This is a genomic window from Streptomyces sp. NPDC059452 (assembly GCF_042750035.1).
Lineage (GTDB): Bacteria > Actinomycetota > Actinomycetes > Streptomycetales > Streptomycetaceae > Streptomyces.
In genome coordinates this window covers 71,371-88,989 of the sequence record NZ_JBHYVE010000009.1, presented here as the reverse complement: position 1 = coordinate 88,989, position 17,619 = coordinate 71,371, and the positions used below count along the sequence as shown (strand labels likewise).

The window sequence follows — 17,619 nt, the reverse complement described above, 5'->3', positions numbered from 1 at the left end:
GACCTCTTCATCGGGACCGACGCTCCCGGGCGACGTAGACGGCGGCGATGATGATGGCCGCCTGGGCGATCTGTGCGGAGGAGTCGGGCAGGTCGTGCTTGACGAGGGTGGCGCGCAGCAGCTGCATCAGCAGGGCTCCGGCGACGGTCCCGAGCACCCGGATGGAGCCACCGCCCAGCGGAGTCCCGCCGACGACGACCGCGGTGATGGCGGAGAGTTCCATGAGGGTGCCGAGCGAGGACGGGTCGCTGGCGGTGAGCCGGGCGGTGGCGAGGATCCCGGCGAGCGCGGCCATCGTGCCGCACAGGATGTAGACGCCGGTCAGGACCCGTTTGACGGGCAGCCCGGAGAGGGCGGCGGCCGGGCGGTTGCCGCCGATGGCGACGATCTGGCGGCCGAAGGTGGTACGCCGCACCAGGAACGCGACGGCCAGCGCGAGCACGCCCGCGATGAGGACGACGAGCGGGATGCCGAGGAAGGAGCCGGTGCCGAGCGCGAGGAGGTCCGGGTTGACGATCTGCTTGAGCTGACCGTCCGCCATCACCAGGGCCAGCCCCCGGCCGCCGACGAACAACGCGAGGGTCGCCACGATGGGTTGCAGCCCGACGAGCGAGACGAGCGTCCCGTTGATGGCGCCGACGACCGCTCCGGCCAGCAGCGCGATCAGGAGCGCGGGCACGAGTCCGTAACCGAGGTAGAGCGGCAGCAGGGCGGTGGCGAGCGCCATGGTGGAGCCGACGGAGAGGTCGATGCCCTCGGTGCCGATGACCAGGGCCATGCCGAGCGCGACGATCACGATGGGGGCGACCTGGACGAGCTGGGTGCGCAGGTTGTCGGCGGTCAGGAAGTGCTCGGTGAACAGGGCGTTGAACAGCAGGACGACGGCAACGGCCGCGTACACGCCGTATTCCTGGTACCAGGCGGGGTCGCGGAGCCGGGCGAGCTGCTTCGTGGGGCGTTCCAGGGTGGTGGCCGGGGTGGTCATCGGGGGTCCTCCTGGCCGGTGGGGGCCTTCCCGCCGGTTTCGGGTGCCGGGTGGGGCGGTCGACCGTCGGGTACGGCGCCGGGCGCGCGCTCGTCGGCGGACGCGTCACCGGCTCGTACGGCGCCGGGCGTGTGGTCGGCGGGCACGGGGGCGTGGCTGTGGTCGGCGGGCACAGGGGCGAGGCTGTGGTCGGCGGGCGTGTGGTCGGCGAGCACTTCGAGGAGGCGGCTCTCCGCCACCTCGTCGCCCGCGAGTTCACCGGCGACGGCGCCGCCGCGCAGGACGACGATGCGGTCGGCGCCCTCGATCAGCTCCTCGATGTCGGAGGAGATCAGCAGGACGGCGAGCCCTTCGCGGGCGAGGTCGTCGATGAGGCTCTGCACCTCGGCCTTGGCGCCGACATCGATGCCCCGGGTGGGCTCGTCGAGGAGCAGGACCTTGGGTTCCAGACAGAGCCAGCGGGCGAGGAGCACCTTCTGCTGGTTGCCGCCGGAGAGTTCGCCGACCTTCTGCTCGGGGCTGGAGGCCTTGATGCGCAGCCGCTCCATGAAGATGCCGACGATCCGGTCCTGCCGGTCGCGGGAGACGATCCCGGCCCGGGAGAGCCGGGGCATCGCGGCGAGCACGATGTTCTCGCGTACGGAGAGCTGGGGGATGATCCCCTCCGCCTTGCGGTCCTCGGGGAGCATGCTGATGCCCGCGCGGATGGCGGCGGCCGGGGTGGGGCGGCCGATACGTTTGCCGTCGACGGTGATCTCCCCGCCGTCCAGGGGCAGCGCGCCGGTCAGCGCCTTGGCGGTCTCGCTGCGCCCGGAGCCCAGCAGCCCGCCGAGTCCCAGCACTTCACCCCCGTACAACTGGATGGATATGTCGTGCAGTTGATGGCGCCGGTCGAGTCCGGTGGCGGTGAGGACGGAGGTGCGGGCCACGTCGTGCCCGGCGGTGTCGAAGTGGGTGAGGCCCTCGCGGCGCACCTCGGACAGGTCGCGGCCGAGCATCATCGAGACGAGCCGCATCCGGTCCAGTCCGGCCAGGTCTCCGGTGTGGACGTGGCGGCCGTCGCGCAGGACGGTGACCCGGTCGCAGACGCGGTAGAGCTCGTCCATGCGGTGGCTGACGTAGAGGACGGCGATGCCCTGGCCGCGCAGGTTCCCGATGACCCGGAAGAGGGTCTCGACCTCGCGGGGCTCCAGGGAGGAGGTGGGTTCGTCCATGATGACGACCTGGGCCCGTACGGAGACGGCGCGGGCGAGGGCGACCATCTGCTGGGTGCCGATGCCCAGGGTGTGCAGGGGGCGCCTGGGGTCGACGCGGACGCCGAAGCCGTCGAGGAGTTCGGTGGTCTCGCGGTGCATCCGGCCGAAGTCGATGAGGTTGAAACGATTCTTCGGCTCGCGGCCCAGGAAGATGTTGCGCGCCACGCTCATCAGCGGGACGAGGTTGACCTCCTGGTAGATGGTGGAGATCCCGGCCTGTTGTGCCTCGAAGGGCCGGGCGAAGCGGACGGGCTTGCCTGCCACCCGTACCTCGCCGTCGTCGCTCCGGTGGACGCCGGTCAGCACCTTGATGAGGGTGGACTTGCCCGCCCCGTTCTCGCCGACGAGCGCGTGGGTCTCCCCGGCGCGCAGTGAGAAGGAGACGTCGTCGAGGGCGACGACGCCGGGGAACCGCTTGCTGACGGAACGGGCTTCGAGCACGGGGGCCGCCGGGGCGGTCTCCGCGTGCCGGGGTGTCGCTTCGGTGGGTGCCATGAGTCCTGGCCTTCCGGTGGTACGGGAATGAGGCCGGTCCGCCGTGGGCCTCGGGGTGCCCGGGGCGGGCGCGATGACGCCCGGGAGCTCCCGGAGTCCCCGGAGCGCCGTGACGCCCGGGGAGCCCTCGGAGCGCCGTGACGCTCAGGAAGTCTCCGGAGCGTCGTGGTGTCTGGCGGGTCCCAGGGCGTCGTGACGCCCGGCGGATCCCGGGCGTCGCTGCGGTCGTCGGATCCCCGGAGCGTCGCGGCGGTCGGCCTGCCGGTCGGGTCAGTACGCTCCGCCGAGCGATTCCTCGGCGTTGGCCTCGTCGTACTCCCGGTCGGTGATGATCACGTTCTCCGGGATCTCCTCCCCCGCGTAGAACTTCTGCGCGGTGGCGAAGGCGAGCGGGCCGAAGCGCGGGTTGGACTCGATGACCGCGTTGTACTCGCCGTTGACCAGGGCCTGCACGGCGTTACGGGTGCCGTCGACCGAGACGATCTTGACGTCCTTGCCGGGCTTCTTCCCGGCCGCCTTGATCGCGGTGAGGGCGCCGAGGCCCATCTCGTCGTTCTCCGCGTAGACGGCGGTGATGTCGGGCTTGGACTGGATGAGCTGCTCCATGACCTGCTGGCCCTTGTCGCGGGCGAACTCGCCGGTCTGCTGGGCGACGATCTCCAGGCCGGGCGCCTCGGCCTCGATCTGGTCGACGAAGCCCTTGGTGCGGTCGGTGGTGACGTTGTTGCCGGAGGTGCCGAGCAGGATCGCGACCTTGCCCTTGCCTCCGGTGACCTTGATCATCGCGTCGGCGGCACGCTTGCCCTGCTCGACGAAGTCGGAGCCGAGGAAGGCCACATAGTCCTTGCAGGCGGTGGAGTTGACCTTGCGGTCGATGGTGAGGACGGGCACCTTCTTGGCTGCCGCCGCCTTCAACGCGGGCTCCAGACCGTCGGAGTTGAGCGGCGCGACGATGAGGAACTGGGCGCCCTGCGCCAGCATGTCCTGGATGTCGCTGATCTGTTTGGAGAGTTGCGACTGGGCGTTGGTGGTGAGGAGCTTCTTGACGCCGATCTTCTTCGCCTCGTCCTTGATGGACCGGGTCTCGGCGATCCGGAACGGGTTGGCCTCCTTCTCCGACTGGGAGAAGCCGACCACCGCGTCCTTCAGGTCCAGCTTCGGTGCGCCGTAGGTCTCCAGCGAGCAACCCGAACCGGACGTGGAATCGGGGGACTTGGCTTCCTGGGCGCCCTGACTGCTGTCGCCGCCCGCCGTGTTCGCGGTCTCCGACTTGGCGCAGCCGGCGGCGGCCAGCGTGGCGGTGGCGGCGAGGAGGCAGGCCACGGCGAGGGTACGGGGTCGACGCTGGATCATCATGCGCGGAACGCTCCTTGGCGGTTTGACGGCACGCGCGGCGGCGCGCGGTCGGGCATGCGGGACGAGGCATCGGCCACGCGGCGGCCAATGCCGGTGCACTCCTCACACCGCTGCTCCGACGTGCGGGAACAGCGGTCGCGAGGGCCTGCGCGGCCATCTCGGCGGCTCGGTTTACAACGTTATATAGGCGGCGCGGTACGGGCAGCAAGAGCACGGCCGCCACGATTCCGCGCGCGCCGGCCACCCGGCGGATCCGCCCGTACGGGAATCAACTCGCCGTACGGCAACGGGTCTTGCGCACCCCCTGGACAGCCGACCGGCACCGTGCTGTCATACCGCCGGACGCCACTTTTCCAACGTTGCAAGAACGGCTGCCGTACGTCCGGCCGACCGGGCGACGGCCACCTTCGGCATGCGCCCACTTCTCCGGGCGCCGCCCGCTCCTCCCGCACCCGATCTCTCGTCGCACCCGGTCTCTCGTCGCGCCCTGCCGGCAGTCCCCACCCCCGCACCACCCGGGTGCGGGGGTTCTCCGGCATGAACAAGAAAGGGATGGACAGACACATGCACCCAGCACCCGCACCGCACCCCCGCACCTGGTGGCGGAGATTAACGGCCACCACCGGCCTCCTCGCCCTGGTGGCCACCGCGCTCGTCGGCGGCGCCACCGCCCCGGCCGCCGCCGCGCCCGCCGCGTGGACGCCCAAGCCTGCGCCCATGACGACGCCGTGGACGAACCAGGTCCCGGTGGACAAGCCGCTGCCGGAGTACCCGCGCCCGCAGCTGACCCGCCCGGACTGGACGAATCTCAACGGCATCTGGGACTTCGCCGTCACCGGCCGTGACGCCGGGCAGCCCGCCACCTTCCCGGAGCAGATCCGCGTCCCGTTCGTCGCCGAGTCGGCGCTCTCCGGCATCCAGCGCCGGATCACCGAGAACGACAAGCTCTGGTACAAGCGGACCTTCACCGTCCCCGCCGACTGGAACAACCGCCGGGTCAAGCTGCACTTCGGCGGCTCCGACTGGGAGACCACGGTCTGGGTCAACGGCACCCGGGTCGGCGCGCACAAGGGCGGCTTCGACGCGTTCGCGTACGACATCACGCCCCAGCTCAACGGCGGTACGAACACGATCGTGGTCTCCGTCTACGACCCGAGCCACACCGGCGGGCAGGCCGTCGGCAAGCAGCGCATCAACGACGTGAAGCCGCGCCCGGGCGGCGGGATCTTCTACACTGCGGCCTCCGGCATCTGGCAGACGGTCTGGCTGGAACCGGTCGCCACCGCCCACATCACCCGCCTCGACATGACACCGAACCTGGGCGACAACACCCTGCGGGTGAAGGTCCAGACGGCGGGCGCTGCGGGCCGGAGCGCCCGGATCACCGTCTCCAGCGGCGGTACGGTGGTGGGCTCGGCGACCGGCGCGGTGGGCGGGGAGGTCTCCGTACCCGTGCCGAACCCGCGGCTGTGGAGCCCCGAGGATCCGTTCCTGTACGACGTGCGGGCCGACCTCCTCGACGGCTCGGCCGTCACCGACACCGTGGGCAGCTACACGGGCATGCGGTCGGTGGGTCTGGCCAAGGTGGACAACATCCTGCGGCCGGTGCTCAACGGCGAGTTCGTGTTCCAGACCGGCACGCTGGACCAGGGCTACTGGCCGGACGGCATCTACACCGCACCGACCGACGAGGCGCTGAGGTACGACCTCCAGGCGCACAAGGACCTCGGCTTCAACATAGTCCGCAAGCACATCAAGGTGGAGCCGCAGCGGTGGTTCCACTGGGCGGACCGGCTGGGGCTGCTGGTCTGGCAGGACATGCCGTCGATGGACCCCGGCAAGGTCCCGGACGGGCCGTCGCGCACCCAGTGGGAGGCGGAGTACCGGGCCGTCATCGACCAGCACCGCAGCTCGCCCTCGGTGGTCATGTGGGTGAACCAGAACGAGGGCTGGGGCCAGTACGACCAGGCCAGGATCGCCGACGAGGTGAAGGCCCAGGACCCGTCCCGCCTGGTCAACAACATGAGCGGGGTCAACTGCTGCGGTTCGGTCGACGGCGGCAACGGTGACGTGGTCGACAACCACATCTACGTCGGCCCGGGCAACACCGCCCCGACCGCCACCAGGGCTGCCGTGCTCGGCGAGTTCGGCGGTCTCGGCTACAAGGTGCCGGGCCACGAGTGGTACCCGGGCGGCGGGTTCAGCTACGAGGACCAGCCGAGCATCGCGGCCCTGAACAACCGGTTCGTAGGCCTGCTCGACGCCATCCGGATCGGCCAACTCCCCGCCGGGCTCTCCGCGTCGGTCTACACGGAGATCACGGACGTCGAGAACGAGGCGAACGGACTGCTGACCTACGACCGCCAGGTCGTCAAGGTCGACACCGCCCGGGTGAAGGCCGCCAACCAGGCCCTCATACAGGCCTCCCGCACCCCCGCTCCCCCGGTGACCCTGCCCACCGGGCAGTACAGATCCCTGCGCGTCACCACCCCCGGGCACACGACGAAGCACCTGCGCCACTACGACTCCCTGGCCGCCACCGAGGTGGTGAACGGCGGGAGTTCGGCCGTACTGAAGGCGGACGCCACCTGGAAGATCGTCACCGGCCTCGCCAACAGCAACTGCTACTCCTTCGAGTCCCGCAACTACCCCGGCGAGTTCCTCCGCCACCGCGACTTCCGGGTCCGCCGCGACGCCGACGACAACTCCGCGCTGTTCAGGGAGGATGCGACCTGGTGCGCGGTGGCCGGGAACGGCGGGGTGCGGTTCACCAGCGCCAACCTGCCGGGCAGCTATCTGCGCCACTTCGACTCCGAGGTGTGGCTCGCCACCCCGGGCGGCGGACGGCCCTTCGACGGCCCGGCCCTCTTCACCGAGGACACGACCTGGGCGGTGGACGCCCCTTGGGCCCCGTGATCCCGAGGAGCCGTTGAACGACGACGGGCCGAGCCGGTCCGGCGGTGACGGGCGCGCCCTCCGTTGCCGCCGGGCCGGGTGCGCGTGGGCGCGGTGGGCACGTGGGCTGGGCTGGGTGCGCACGTGAACGAGGTCCGCACGTGAGCTGCGTGAGCTGCGTGAGCCACGTGAGCTGCGTGATGGCGGAGCCGGTGGGGGCTGAGTCGTGCCCCGGCCCGTCGTCCGTCCCCGGTGGCCGCTCTTCATGAAATGCCGTTGCCGGGGTATCCGGACTTCAGCCAGAAAGCTCACGCGACGGGGTGACCGCAATGAACGACCGCATGCTGATGACTCTCTCGCCGGACGGGGAGACCCGCACCGACTTCGTGTGCCGGCCGGAGAGGGCCGCCGACGCGCGGGACGCCGTCGGCGCCTTCGTGGCCCTGCTCAACCCCGCGCCGGCCGCGCACGTGGTGCAGAATCTGCTCCTCCTCGTCACGGAGCTGGTCACCAACGCCCTCCGGCACGCGGGCGCCGTCACCGCGCTCCGGCTGACCGCCGACCGCACGGGCGTCCATGTCCGGGTCACCGACCCGAGCCCGGCGCACCCCCAGGACCGGACGCCCGACCTGACGGGGCGCACCGGCGGCTTCGGCTGGCCGATGGTCCAGCGGCTGGCCCGGGAGGTCGCCGTCCGCGGGTCGGCGGACGGCGGGAAGGTCATCCTCGCCACCGTGCCCCGCTGAGGTACGCCCGCAGCGTTCCGGAACCCCGCCGGAACGAGCTGCGACGGGCGGCGACCGTGACGTCTCGATAGAATTCGGGCATGGGAGAGCGGCCTGGAGCGCCGACTGCGCCCGAGCTCGTCCTGGAGACCGATTACGGCTCCACGGTGATGAGTCCGAGCCGGGACTACCATGTCGGGCGCGACCCCGAGAGCGACATCGTCATCGACGACGCCCGGGTCTCCTGGCACCACGCGGTCCTCCATCCCGAGGCCGGTCACTGGACGCTTCAGGACGAGGACAGCACCAACGGCACGTACACCGGCGGTCACCGCATCCACGAGTCGGGCGTCGGCGCGGGCAGCATCATCCACTTCGGCAACCCGAGCGACGGCCCCCGTGCCGTGCTCGTGGGCCGCGAGCCCCCCGCCCGCCCGGCCGCGGCGGACCGCCCCTCGGCCGTCTCCATGCCCGCCGCCACCGGCACCTTCCGGCAGCCCACCACCGTACGGCCACTGCCCGCGAAGACCGTGCGCATCGGCCGTGACAGCGGCAACGACCTCGTCATCGACGACCTCGTGGTCTCCCGCCACCACGCCGAGCTGCGGGCGCTCGCCGACGGCCGGCACGAGATCGTCGACCTCGGCAGCCACAACGGCACCTTCCTCAACGGCCAGCCCGTCACCCGGGCGGCCGTCGGCGCCGGCGACATCGTCGGTATCGGCCACTCGGCGTTCAGCCTCGTCGGCGATGTGCTCCAGGAGTTCGTGGACACCGGCGAGGTGTCGCTGGACGTCCAGGATCTGGAGGTCCACGTCGGCAAGGCGGGCAAGGGCGGAAAGACCCTGCTGGACAGGGTCTCCTTCCCCGTCGGCGAGAAGTGCCTGCTCGGGGTGGTCGGGCCCAGCGGCGCCGGGAAGTCGACGCTGCTCAACGCCCTCACCGGACTGCGCCCCGCCGACACCGGCACCGTCCTCTACGACGGCCGTGACCTCTACCGCGACTTCGCCGAGCTGCGGCAGCGCATCGGCCTGGTCCCGCAGGACGACATCCTCCACTCCCAGCTGACCGTACGCAAAGCCCTCGGGTACGCCGCCGAGCTCCGCTTCCCGCAGGACACGGCGAAGGAGGAGCGGCAGGCCCGCGTCTCCGAGGTCATCCATGAACTCGGGCTGGAACAACGGGTGGACCAGCCCATCCACAGCCTCTCCGGCGGCCAGCGCAAGCGGGTCAGCGTGGCCCTGGAGCTGCTGACGAAGCCCTCGCTGCTCTTTCTGGACGAGCCGACCTCGGGGCTCGACCCGGGGATGGACCGCTCCGTCATGCACATGCTGCGCGGCCTCGCCGACGACGGCCGTACGGTCATCGTCGTCACCCACAGCGTGCTGAGCCTGGAGGTCTGCGACCGGCTGCTCGTCCTCGCCCCCGGCGGCCGCATCGCCTACTACGGGCCGCCGGAGGACGCCCTGGCGTTCTTCGGCTTCGAGGAGTGGCCGGAGGCGTTCGAGGCGTTCGAGAACGACCGGGGCCGGGACTGGGCGACCACGTACGCGGACTCGCCCTTCCACCGGCAGTACATCGTGGGCGCCTCCGCGCAGCCCCAGCTTCCCCCGGCCGCGCCCGGGGCCTCCGTCGCCCCGCCGCCGAAGACCCGTAACTGGGGTGCGCAGTTGTCCACCCTGGTCCGCCGGTACGCCTCCGCGCTCGCCGCCGACCGCACGTTCCTGATCATCATGATCGCGCTGCCCTTCGTCATGGGTGCGATGGCCCGGGCCCTGGCGGGCAGCAGGCTCACGCAGGAGACGGCGATGAACGCGCTGCTCATCCTGTGCGTGGGCGGAGTGCTGACCGGTGCCGCCAACGCCGTACGGGAACTGGTCAAGGAGCGGGTGATCTACCAGCGGGAGAGAGCCGTCGGCCTCTCCAGATCCGCGTACCTGATGTCGAAGATCGTGGTGCTCGGGACCATCACGGTCCTCCAGGCCATCGTGCTGACCCTGGTGGGGCTGGTGGGTGTGAACCTCAACGCACCAGGTGGTGAAGGTGTGTTCCTGCCACCGCTCGTCGAGATCACCCTGGCCGTGGCCCTGTTGTCGTTCACCGCGATGATGCTCGGCCTGCTGGTCTCCGCCCTGGTGCGCAAGGAGGAGGTCACGATGCCGCTGCTCGTCCTCCTGGCCATCGTCCAAGTGGTGTTCTGCGGGGCCCTGTTGAAGCTGAACGGGGTTCCGGGGCTTGAGCAGTTGTCCTGGCTGATCCCCTCGCGCTGGGCGCTGGGCGCGATGGCCGGCACGATCGATCTGGCCCGGATCGTCCCGGGCGACCTAACGTCCGACCCGCTCTTCGGGCACTCCGCGGGGGTCTGGCTGCTCAACATGGGCATGCTGGTCGTCCTCTCCGCCGCCTTCGGGTACGTGGTCGCGAAGCTGCTGCGGCGCCACGAGCCCGCGGTCATGCGGAAGTAAGGCGGTTCCATGGCAACCCCGACCCCGGAATTCCGCCCCACCCATGTCGTCCCGCCGGACGGGCTGGACGCCTGGGAGGCGCCCGATGTCGCCCGGCCCACCGACCCGCTGGACGGACTGCTGCCGGTGCAACTGCTGGACCGGCGCGGGGACTGGGCGTATGTCGCCTGTTCCAACGGGTGGGAGGCCTGGGTCGACGGGCGGCTCCTCGTCTCCGTACCGAAGGCCCCTCCGGCCCCCGGTCAGCCGCTCGCCCGCACGGCGGACCCACGCCCCCTGCTGGCCCGGGCGGAGGAGGCCCTGAACCAGTACCGCCGCGCCGCCCAGGATCTGGCCGAGGGCCGCAGCGACGGGGAGAGCTTCCGGCAGCGGACACGGGGGATGCGGGTGGGCATGGTCGTGGACGGGGAATCGGTGTGGCTGTACGACGCCGAGCACGAGCGGTGGGCCTTCTGCGACGGTACCCAGCTCAGCACGTACGCGGCGGAGGGCGGGCCGGGGCCGGGCTCGGGGTCCACGGGCAGGGGTTCGGTCCCTGCGGCGCCCGGGGGGCCTGAACCGACCCAGGTGGTTGCTCCCGGTGGGCCCGAACCCACCCGGGTGGTGGCTCCCGAGGGGCCCGAGCCGACCCGGGTGGTCACTTCCGAGGGGCCCGAACCCACCCAGGTGGTCACTCCCGAAGGACCCGAACCGACCCGGGTGGTCGCTCCCGCCGACTCGCCGGGTGGCGGGGCGGCGGGCGGCACGGGGCGGTGACAGGCCGTGGCTCCTCCTCCCCCTCCTCCCCCGTCGCACGATGCCGGGCTGCCCACCGGGCGGGACGACGAGCTGATCGGGAAGCGGATCGCCGGGTACGTGGTGGAGGCCGAGATCGGGCGCGGGGGCATGGCGGTCGTCTACCGGGCCAGGGATCTGCGGCTGGACCGGATCGTCGCGCTGAAGCTGCTCGCCCCGGAGCTGGCCCGTAACGACACCTTCCGGCAGCGGTTCACCCATGAGTCGCGGGTGGCGGCGGCGATCGACCACCCTCATATCGTTCCGGTGTTCGAGGCCGGTGAGACGGACGGGCTCCTCTACATCGCGATGCGCTACGTGGCGGGCGCCGATCTGCGCGTGCTGATCGACCGGCGCGGGCCGCTCGACCTCACCGCCGCCGTCCGGATCAGCGGGCAGGTCGCCTCGGCCCTGGACGCGGCCCATGACCACGATCTGGTGCACCGCGATGTGAAGCCGGGCAACATCCTGGTGGCGGCGGGGACGGACAGCGACCATCCGGAGCATGTGTACCTGACGGACTTCGGGCTGACGAAGAAGTCGCTGTCGCTGACCGGGTTCACCACGGTCGGCCAGTTCGTGGGAACGCTCGACTATGTGGCGCCGGAGCAGATCTCGGGGAAGCCCGTGGACGGCCGGTGCGATGTGTACAGCCTGGCGTGCGTCGTGCAGGAGACCCTGACGGGGGCGCCGCCCTTCCAGCGGGACGACGACATGGCCCTGTTGTGGGCCCACCAGTACGACCCGCCGCCCCCGCCGTCCGGGCAGCGGCCGGGCCTGCCGGGCGCGGTGGACGGCGTACTGGCAAAGGCGCTGGCCAAGTCGCCGGACGACCGCTACGACACGTGTCTACGGTTCGTGGCGGCGCTGCGTACGGCGGCCTCCGGGATCGCGGCCGGGGACCATGCCCCGACCCGGGTGGACGCGCGGGCCGGCTCCTGGTCCGCAACGCCCGAGCCCCCACCCCGGCCACCGCGCTGGGCCGGCCCGGTGTTTCCCGAGCCCTAGGCAGTGTCTTCACATGTCGCTTTCACACTCACGGGTGGCAACACCAATGACTGCACCCAGTTCGCTGCGGTGATGGAAGCGGTACGGGTGCCTCGCGTCGGCCCGGGACGGCCCCGAGTGCGGCCCTCCCACGTGCTAGGCACCAAGGGCTACAGTTCCCGGGCCATCCGCACCTGGCTGCGACGACGCGGCATCGGTCACACCATCCCCGAGCGGGCCGACCAGGACGGGAACCGGCTCCGGCGCGGCATCGCCACTCGTACGACGGGACCGCGGAGTCCTTCCAGGCAGCCGTCACTCTCGCGTCGCTCCTGATGTGGGCGTGATGTACCGACGGTGAGCGGCGGGTCATCAGAGATGGAGCTCCGTCTCCCAGTCCTCGAAAGGCGGCTCGACCCGATAGCTCGGGTCGCAGCACGCTCGAACCCACTGCGCGACCCGGTACTGCGCATCCCCGTCATTCAGCACCATGCCGTCGGCGTCGACTTGCAGCACATTGCTATAGATCGCGAAGACCTGTTCCAAGGAGGAGCCGGAGTGAAAAACGGTCGGGCGATAGTCGAACCCGTCGAGCAGGTCCAGGTCGAGAGTGCCGTTTGCCAAGTAGTAGGCGAAGAACCGGAGCGAAGCGCGCACGTCGACAGAAAGATGTTCCACCGAGGCATCATGCGCAGCTACCGCGCCGCCTTGGCAAGATCTTTTGAAAGCACCGCCCAGGGCGTCAAGGGGCCTCCGGCGGGATCTCGCCCCGTCGGTGTACCCGGGAGGCGGCGAGTCCGCCGAGGAATCCGGCGGCCAGGCCCCACAGGAAGGCGATGCCGAGCGCGGTCCACAGTCGGGGGCGCAGCGAGACCTCGCCTCCGAGGCCGCCGCCGAGGTCCCCGATGCCGAGCAGGGACAGGCCGTACCGGGCGGAGACGCCGGCGGTCAGGCCGATGAGCAGCACCGTCAGGGTGAGCGCGACCGCCAGGTGAAGGGCGTGCTGCCAGAGCCGTGTCCGGGCGGGTGAGCGCACCGCCATGAGGAAGGCGGCGCCCAGCACGAGCAGGACGGTGACCACGAGCAGCCACCAGACGCGCCCGTCCTGGGCGGCAAGGGTGCGCAGGTTGACGGTGGAGAGGTCGGGCGTACGGAGTACGGAGTCGAGGACCTGGGGCATCGGCAGGCCGAAGGGGCCCTGCACCTTGCCCTCCCAGGAGGCGCCGAGGCCCAGGGTGAGCGCGAGCCAGACCAGGTTCGGCAGCCCGAGGAGGATCACCGCGAGGGTCTGGGCCGGGTGCCCGCGCACCACCATCACGACGAGTCCGGCCACGACGCCCAGCGCGACGGAGGCGAGGAGCAGCGCCACCATGGCGGACGCGGCCGGGCGCACGGTCTCCTGGAAGCGCACCAGCCGGGGCGGGAGCGGTGCCCGGCGCGAGACGAGGAGGGCCAGCACGAGGACACCGGCCAGCCAGAGCAGGCCGAAGAGCAGGGTCAGCGGGAGGTCGGCCCGGAATCCGACCCGCGCCGAGTCGCCCAGTACGTCCCCGAGCCCGTCACCGAGGCCGTCCTCGGTGCCGTCACCGGTGGTGTCCCCCGTCAGGTTCTCGGCCGGGAGGGTGAACGTGTGCCGGGCCAGCAGCGAGAGGGCGACCAGCACCACGGCCCACAGGGCGGCGACACGGCCCGCCCACTCCGCCAGTTCCCGGCCCCCGGCGACGGCCCGGTGGCGCAGCGGCCGGAGGAACCCGTAGGCGATGAGCAGCGCGCCCGCGAGGGTCACCGAGAGCGGGAGCACCGAGAGGCCCGCCTGCGCCCCCACGAGTGAACCGGCGTCGCCCGAGAGCCCGACGGAGCCGCCCGCCGCCATCACGACGACCGCGGCGACCACCCGGGGGAAGCCGCCGCCGGGCAGCCCGTCCGCACCGGCGGCCCACAGGCCGAGGGCGGCCGTCGCCACCATGGCCAGGGCTCCGGCCAGCACGGCCACGAGTGCGTCGCGCCAGCCGTGCGGGGCACGCGCCGCGCTCTTCCTGTCGTTGCTCGCCCGGACGTTCACGCTGCCACGCTAAGCAGTGGTCCGTGACTCCGCTTCCCGGCGGAACGGCTCCGCCCTCCGCTTGCGGGGAGCACACGGCCGGGACACACAATGAGTGCGATAAGGCCCGGATTACCGCGTTTGTGCCCCGGAAGGGGAGCAGGAGTCCGGGGCGGGTCCCAACCTCGGGGAGCAGAGCCCGTGAGTGTCCAACCGCCGTCCTCCGGCCGCCCCACAGGACCGCCTTCCGGTCCTCTCTCGGGCCCTTCCCAGTCCGGCCCGACGCCCCCGCCTCCCACCACCGTGTCCGGCTCACCGCCCGGTCCGCCGAGCGGCGGGGACCACGGCGGATCGCAGGGGCCGGGCGGCTCGGGCGGCTCCGGCGGCGGCCCGGGAGACTCCGGCGGGTCCGACTCCGGTTCCGGTTCCGGTTCTGGTTCCGGTTCCGGCAGTGGTTCCGGCCCGGCTCCCGGTTCCGGTTCCGGGCGCCCGTGGTGGCGGTCCGTGCCCCGGATCGCCGCGATCACGGCGGCCCTGGTCGCGGCCGTGGTGCTGGTCGTGTTCCTCACCCGTCCGGACGGCGGCGGCGGCTCGAAGGCGCAGGGCGAGGTGTTCCTCCAGGCGGCGGGCACCTCGGGCCCGGACCCCTTCACGGAGTCCACGGCGCGCGAGAGCGACCCCGAGCCGGGCACCGCCACACCGTCCGCCGCGCCGAGCCCATCGGACCGGGGGTCGCAGGTGACGCGCGGGGTGGACGGAGCGGAACCCGGTCTGTACGGGGGGACCCAGAAGGTCGCGAGCTGTGACGTGGAGAAGCAGATCACGTTCCTGCGGGATGCTCCGGACAAGAACCGGGCGTTCGCCTCGGTCCAGGACATCGAGCCGTCGGCCGTCCCCGGCTATCTCCGCTCGCTCACCCCCGTACAGCTGCGTCTGGACACCCGCGTGACCAATCACAGCTTCCGGGATGGGAAGGCGACGGCCTATCAGGCGGTGCTCCAGGCCGGTACGGCGGTCCTCGTCGACGACCGCGGGGTGCCCCGGGTCCGGTGCGCCTGCGGCAACCCTCTGTTGCCGCCCGTCGCCCAGGAGAGCACCCCGAAGCAGACGGGGACGCCCTGGCCGGGGTACCGGGCGTCGGACGTGGTCGTGGTGAACCCGTCGCCGAAGCCGGTGGACGAGTTCACGATGGTCGATCCTTCGAGCGGCGACTGGTTCACCCGTCCGGCGGGCGACACCGGCGGCGGGGACAAGAAGACCGATCCGCCCGAGGACAAGAAGAAGGACGAGTCGGAGTCGCCCTGCCCGCCGGGGACCGGCGACTGCCCCCCGAGCCCGGGTGAATCGCCGCCCGAGAGCGAATCCCCGCCGCCCGGCGACTCTCCGCCCCCGGCCGACGACGGTACGACGCCGCCGCCGGACAGTCCGCCCGCCAGCGACCCCCCGCCGCCCGACAACCCGCCGGACAACCCGCCCGGCGACTCGCCCGACTCCCAGCCCGCGCCGCCGCAGGAACAGCAGCAGCCGGAACAGCAGCAGCCCCAGGAGCAGCAGCCCAACTCCTAGGATTCCCGAACGCCCCTGGGCGCACGCGCGAGCGTCTAAAGCACCGCGTCCGGTCGGGGCTTCCCGATCTTCTCCGGCCCCGGGATCTCCACCGGGGCTCCGGCTCCCTTGGCCCGCCCCAGTCCGGCCGCCGATGCGGCGGAGTGCAGCGAGCGCAGGGCCAGCAACAGGAATCCGATGTCGTCGAGGTAGACGGGGTCCGGCAGCAGGTCCACCGGGGAGACGGTGTAGATGACGGCCGCCCAGACGAGCGCCTTGTTGCGCAGCGGGATCCCGGCGTCCACGAGGAGCTTCCTGGCCTTGAAGACGCGCACCAGCAGTACGGCGGCCAGGGCCAGCATGATCAGTGCGGCGGCGGCGCCGACGACGAGCCAAACGGTGGTGTCCATGGCTCATGGTCTACCCACTGCGCCGCCGATCACGAGGGTACGGGGCGCGATGTCGCGGGTATCACCGTCCCGGAGCGCGCCCCGCCGCCCCGGCCGCCCCGGCGGCGGGTCTGCGGGTCGGCAGTTCGGCGGGTCGGCACGCGGCACCTCGGTACGCGGCACCTCGGCACGCGGCACCTCGGCACGCGGCACCTCGGCGAGGTCAGCCCGCAGCGGGTTCAGCCCGCGGTGTTCCTGGCCCGCCTGCGGCCGCGGCGCTTGAGCGCACGTCGTTCGTCCTCGGCGAGGCCTCCCCAGACACCGGAGTCCTGGCCGTTCTCCAGGGCCCACTCCAGGCACTGGGCCTGGACGGGGCAGGTCCGGCAGACCGCCTTGGCCTCCTCCGCCTGGACGGCGGCGGGGCCGGAGGTCCCGATGGGGAAGAACAGGTCCGGGTCCTCCTCGCGGCAGGCCGCGTGCGTACGCCAGTTCTCCATGCTGCTCACTCCCGGTGTCGTCGCGTGCCGCAGGCGCCTGCCGTACGGCCGTACCGTCCGGGTGACCGACGATCGGCTCCTCAAACACCCGGGGGGCGGTGCAGGGCCAGGAGGGCCTGGTCGTCCTGGATCCGGCCGCCGGTGTGGCGCCCGACGTCCTCGATGAGCAGCTGGAGGATCTGCGCGGGGGTCGGCGGGTCGCCGACGAGCGAGCGGTGGCGCAGGAGGAGGGGCAGGCGTACGGCCGCGTCGTAGAAGACCCCGTTCTCGTCGCGGGCCTCGGTGACGCCGTCCGTGTAGCACAGGAGCGTGGCGCCGGGCGGGAAGGGGAAGGTGTCGACCGGGAACGACCAGGTGCCCAGGGCCGCCATGCCGAGCGGGGGCGCCTCCTGGGACGGCTCCAGGGCGGTGGCCGTGCCCTCGGCGTCCAGCAGCAGCGGGGGCGGATGGCCCCGGTTGACGATCCGTACGGCATCGAGACCGACGGCGAACTCCGCGATCAGCGCCGTGGTGAACCCCTCCTCCCGCTCCTGGTCTCCGCTTCGCCCGCCCTCGCGCAGCAGGGCCCCCTCCAGCGCGTTCACCAGGGCGGGCAGGTCCTCCGCCTCGTCCGCCGCGTACCGGAAGGCCCCCAGGTCCGCACAGACCGCGCCGACGGCACCCAGCCCCTTGCCCCGGACGTCCCCGACCATCACGCGCACCCCGTGCGGGGTCTCCTGCACCACGTAGAGGTCCCCGCCGATCATGGCCTCGTCCTCGGCGGGGACGTAACGGGCGGCGATCCTGAGGTCCCCCAGCCGCGACGGGGGCCGGGGCAGTACGGCGGCCTGGGCGACGGCGGCGACCTGCTGGGCGCGCCGGGTCCGGGCGCTCTGGCCCGTCAGGGTGCGGTTGATCAGGACGGCGAGCACGGTCACGGCCAGAAGGGTGAGCTGGTTGGCGACGCCCCCGTGCCAGCCGAAGGTGTGGTCGACCCGGGCGAGGACCACCTGCACGGCCATCGAGAGGACGCCGATCGCGATGATGCCGGGCGGGCTCAGCAAGGGGGCGGCGGCCACGGGCGCCGTCGCCAGCAGGGGCGCGGAGGTCACGTCGGTCGGGGTCACCAGGTCGATCACGACGGCCAGCGCGATCACCCCGACCGGGATCCACCGGGCCCTGCTCTGCCGCACCATTCCCCCACGCTGTGCGGCGCGGGCACGCGGCGCA

The 17,619-nt window shown here is 72.0% G+C and carries 14 protein-coding genes and 1 pseudogene; 7 read left to right on the top strand and 8 right to left on the bottom strand.

Annotation, left to right across the window (positions count from 1 at the left end):
* Positions 1–7: 7 nt before the first annotated feature.
* The 3 genes from ACFW9Z_RS14795 to ACFW9Z_RS14785 form a co-directional block, all read right to left on the bottom strand.
* Positions 8–985 carry an ABC transporter permease gene (locus ACFW9Z_RS14795; protein ID WP_384639679.1) on the bottom strand — a complete coding sequence of 326 codons (978 nt, stop codon included), beginning with the start codon at positions 983–985 and terminating at the stop codon, positions 8–10.
* Positions 982–2,736 carry a sugar ABC transporter ATP-binding protein gene (locus ACFW9Z_RS14790; protein ID WP_384639677.1) on the bottom strand — a complete coding sequence of 585 codons (1,755 nt, stop codon included), beginning with the start codon at positions 2,734–2,736 and terminating at the stop codon, positions 982–984. The genes ACFW9Z_RS14795 and ACFW9Z_RS14790 overlap by 4 nt, the downstream gene beginning before the upstream one ends.
* Positions 2,737–3,006: 270 nt before the next feature.
* The gene (locus ACFW9Z_RS14785) at positions 3,007–4,092 is read right to left on the bottom strand and encodes an ABC transporter substrate-binding protein (RefSeq protein WP_384639674.1); all 1,086 of its coding nucleotides are present in this window, start codon (positions 4,090–4,092) and stop codon (positions 3,007–3,009) included.
* Positions 4,093–4,656: 564 nt separating this feature from the next.
* Here ACFW9Z_RS14785 and ACFW9Z_RS14780 point away from each other — a divergent pair.
* From ACFW9Z_RS14780 to ACFW9Z_RS14755, 6 genes and pseudogenes are all read left to right on the top strand, one after another.
* On the top strand, positions 4,657–7,008 hold the full coding sequence (locus ACFW9Z_RS14780) for an AbfB domain-containing protein (protein ID WP_384639671.1): 2,352 nt from the start codon (positions 4,657–4,659) through the stop codon (positions 7,006–7,008).
* Positions 7,009–7,316: 308 nt separating this feature from the next.
* Positions 7,317–7,733 carry an ATP-binding protein gene (locus ACFW9Z_RS14775; protein ID WP_384639669.1) on the top strand — a complete coding sequence of 139 codons (417 nt, stop codon included), beginning with the start codon at positions 7,317–7,319 and terminating at the stop codon, positions 7,731–7,733.
* A gap of 80 nt (positions 7,734–7,813) precedes the next feature.
* Positions 7,814–10,177 (top strand): FHA domain-containing protein, encoded by a 2,364-nt coding sequence (locus ACFW9Z_RS14770; protein ID WP_384639666.1) that lies wholly within the window; start codon positions 7,814–7,816, stop codon positions 10,175–10,177.
* A gap of 9 nt (positions 10,178–10,186) precedes the next feature.
* The gene (locus tag ACFW9Z_RS14765; protein ID WP_384639664.1) at positions 10,187–10,933 is read left to right on the top strand and encodes a hypothetical protein; all 747 of its coding nucleotides are present in this window, start codon (positions 10,187–10,189) and stop codon (positions 10,931–10,933) included.
* Between the two features lie 6 nt (positions 10,934–10,939).
* Complete coding sequence (locus ACFW9Z_RS14760) at positions 10,940–11,959, top strand: serine/threonine-protein kinase (RefSeq protein WP_384639661.1); 1,020 nt, start codon at positions 10,940–10,942, stop codon at positions 11,957–11,959.
* 15 nt (positions 11,960–11,974) lie between these two features.
* Positions 11,975–12,244: pseudogene (locus ACFW9Z_RS14755) on the top strand (transposase); the annotation flags it as partial.
* 66 nt (positions 12,245–12,310) lie between these two features.
* Here the strand turns inward: ACFW9Z_RS14755 and ACFW9Z_RS14750 are convergent.
* Together ACFW9Z_RS14750 and ACFW9Z_RS14745 are read right to left on the bottom strand one after the other, a co-directional pair.
* Positions 12,311–12,616: a hypothetical protein gene (locus tag ACFW9Z_RS14750; protein ID WP_384639658.1), complete on the bottom strand. Its 306-nt coding sequence runs from the start codon at positions 12,614–12,616 to the stop codon at positions 12,311–12,313.
* 64 nt (positions 12,617–12,680) lie between these two features.
* Positions 12,681–14,000 (bottom strand): streptophobe family protein, encoded by a 1,320-nt coding sequence (locus tag ACFW9Z_RS14745; protein ID WP_384639655.1) that lies wholly within the window; start codon positions 13,998–14,000, stop codon positions 12,681–12,683.
* 180 nt (positions 14,001–14,180) lie between these two features.
* Here ACFW9Z_RS14745 and ACFW9Z_RS14740 point away from each other — a divergent pair, with 180 nt between their 5' ends.
* On the top strand, positions 14,181–15,545 hold the full coding sequence (locus ACFW9Z_RS14740) for a DUF6777 domain-containing protein (RefSeq protein WP_384639652.1): 1,365 nt from the start codon (positions 14,181–14,183) through the stop codon (positions 15,543–15,545).
* A gap of 35 nt (positions 15,546–15,580) precedes the next feature.
* Here ACFW9Z_RS14740 and ACFW9Z_RS14735 read toward each other — a convergent pair whose 3' ends face one another.
* The 3 genes from ACFW9Z_RS14735 to ACFW9Z_RS14725 all read right to left on the bottom strand — a co-directional run bounded on the left by ACFW9Z_RS14735 (position 15,581) and on the right by ACFW9Z_RS14725 (position 17,585).
* On the bottom strand, positions 15,581–15,934 hold the full coding sequence (locus ACFW9Z_RS14735; RefSeq protein WP_384639649.1) for a YkvA family protein: 354 nt from the start codon (positions 15,932–15,934) through the stop codon (positions 15,581–15,583).
* Positions 15,935–16,152: 218 nt separating this feature from the next.
* The gene (locus tag ACFW9Z_RS14730; protein WP_384640006.1) at positions 16,153–16,410 is read right to left on the bottom strand and encodes a WhiB family transcriptional regulator; all 258 of its coding nucleotides are present in this window, start codon (positions 16,408–16,410) and stop codon (positions 16,153–16,155) included.
* A gap of 80 nt (positions 16,411–16,490) precedes the next feature.
* Positions 16,491–17,585, bottom strand: a complete 1,095-nt coding sequence (locus tag ACFW9Z_RS14725) for a PP2C family protein-serine/threonine phosphatase (RefSeq protein ID WP_384639646.1) — start codon at positions 17,583–17,585, stop codon at positions 16,491–16,493.
* Positions 17,586–17,619 lie beyond the last annotated feature (34 nt).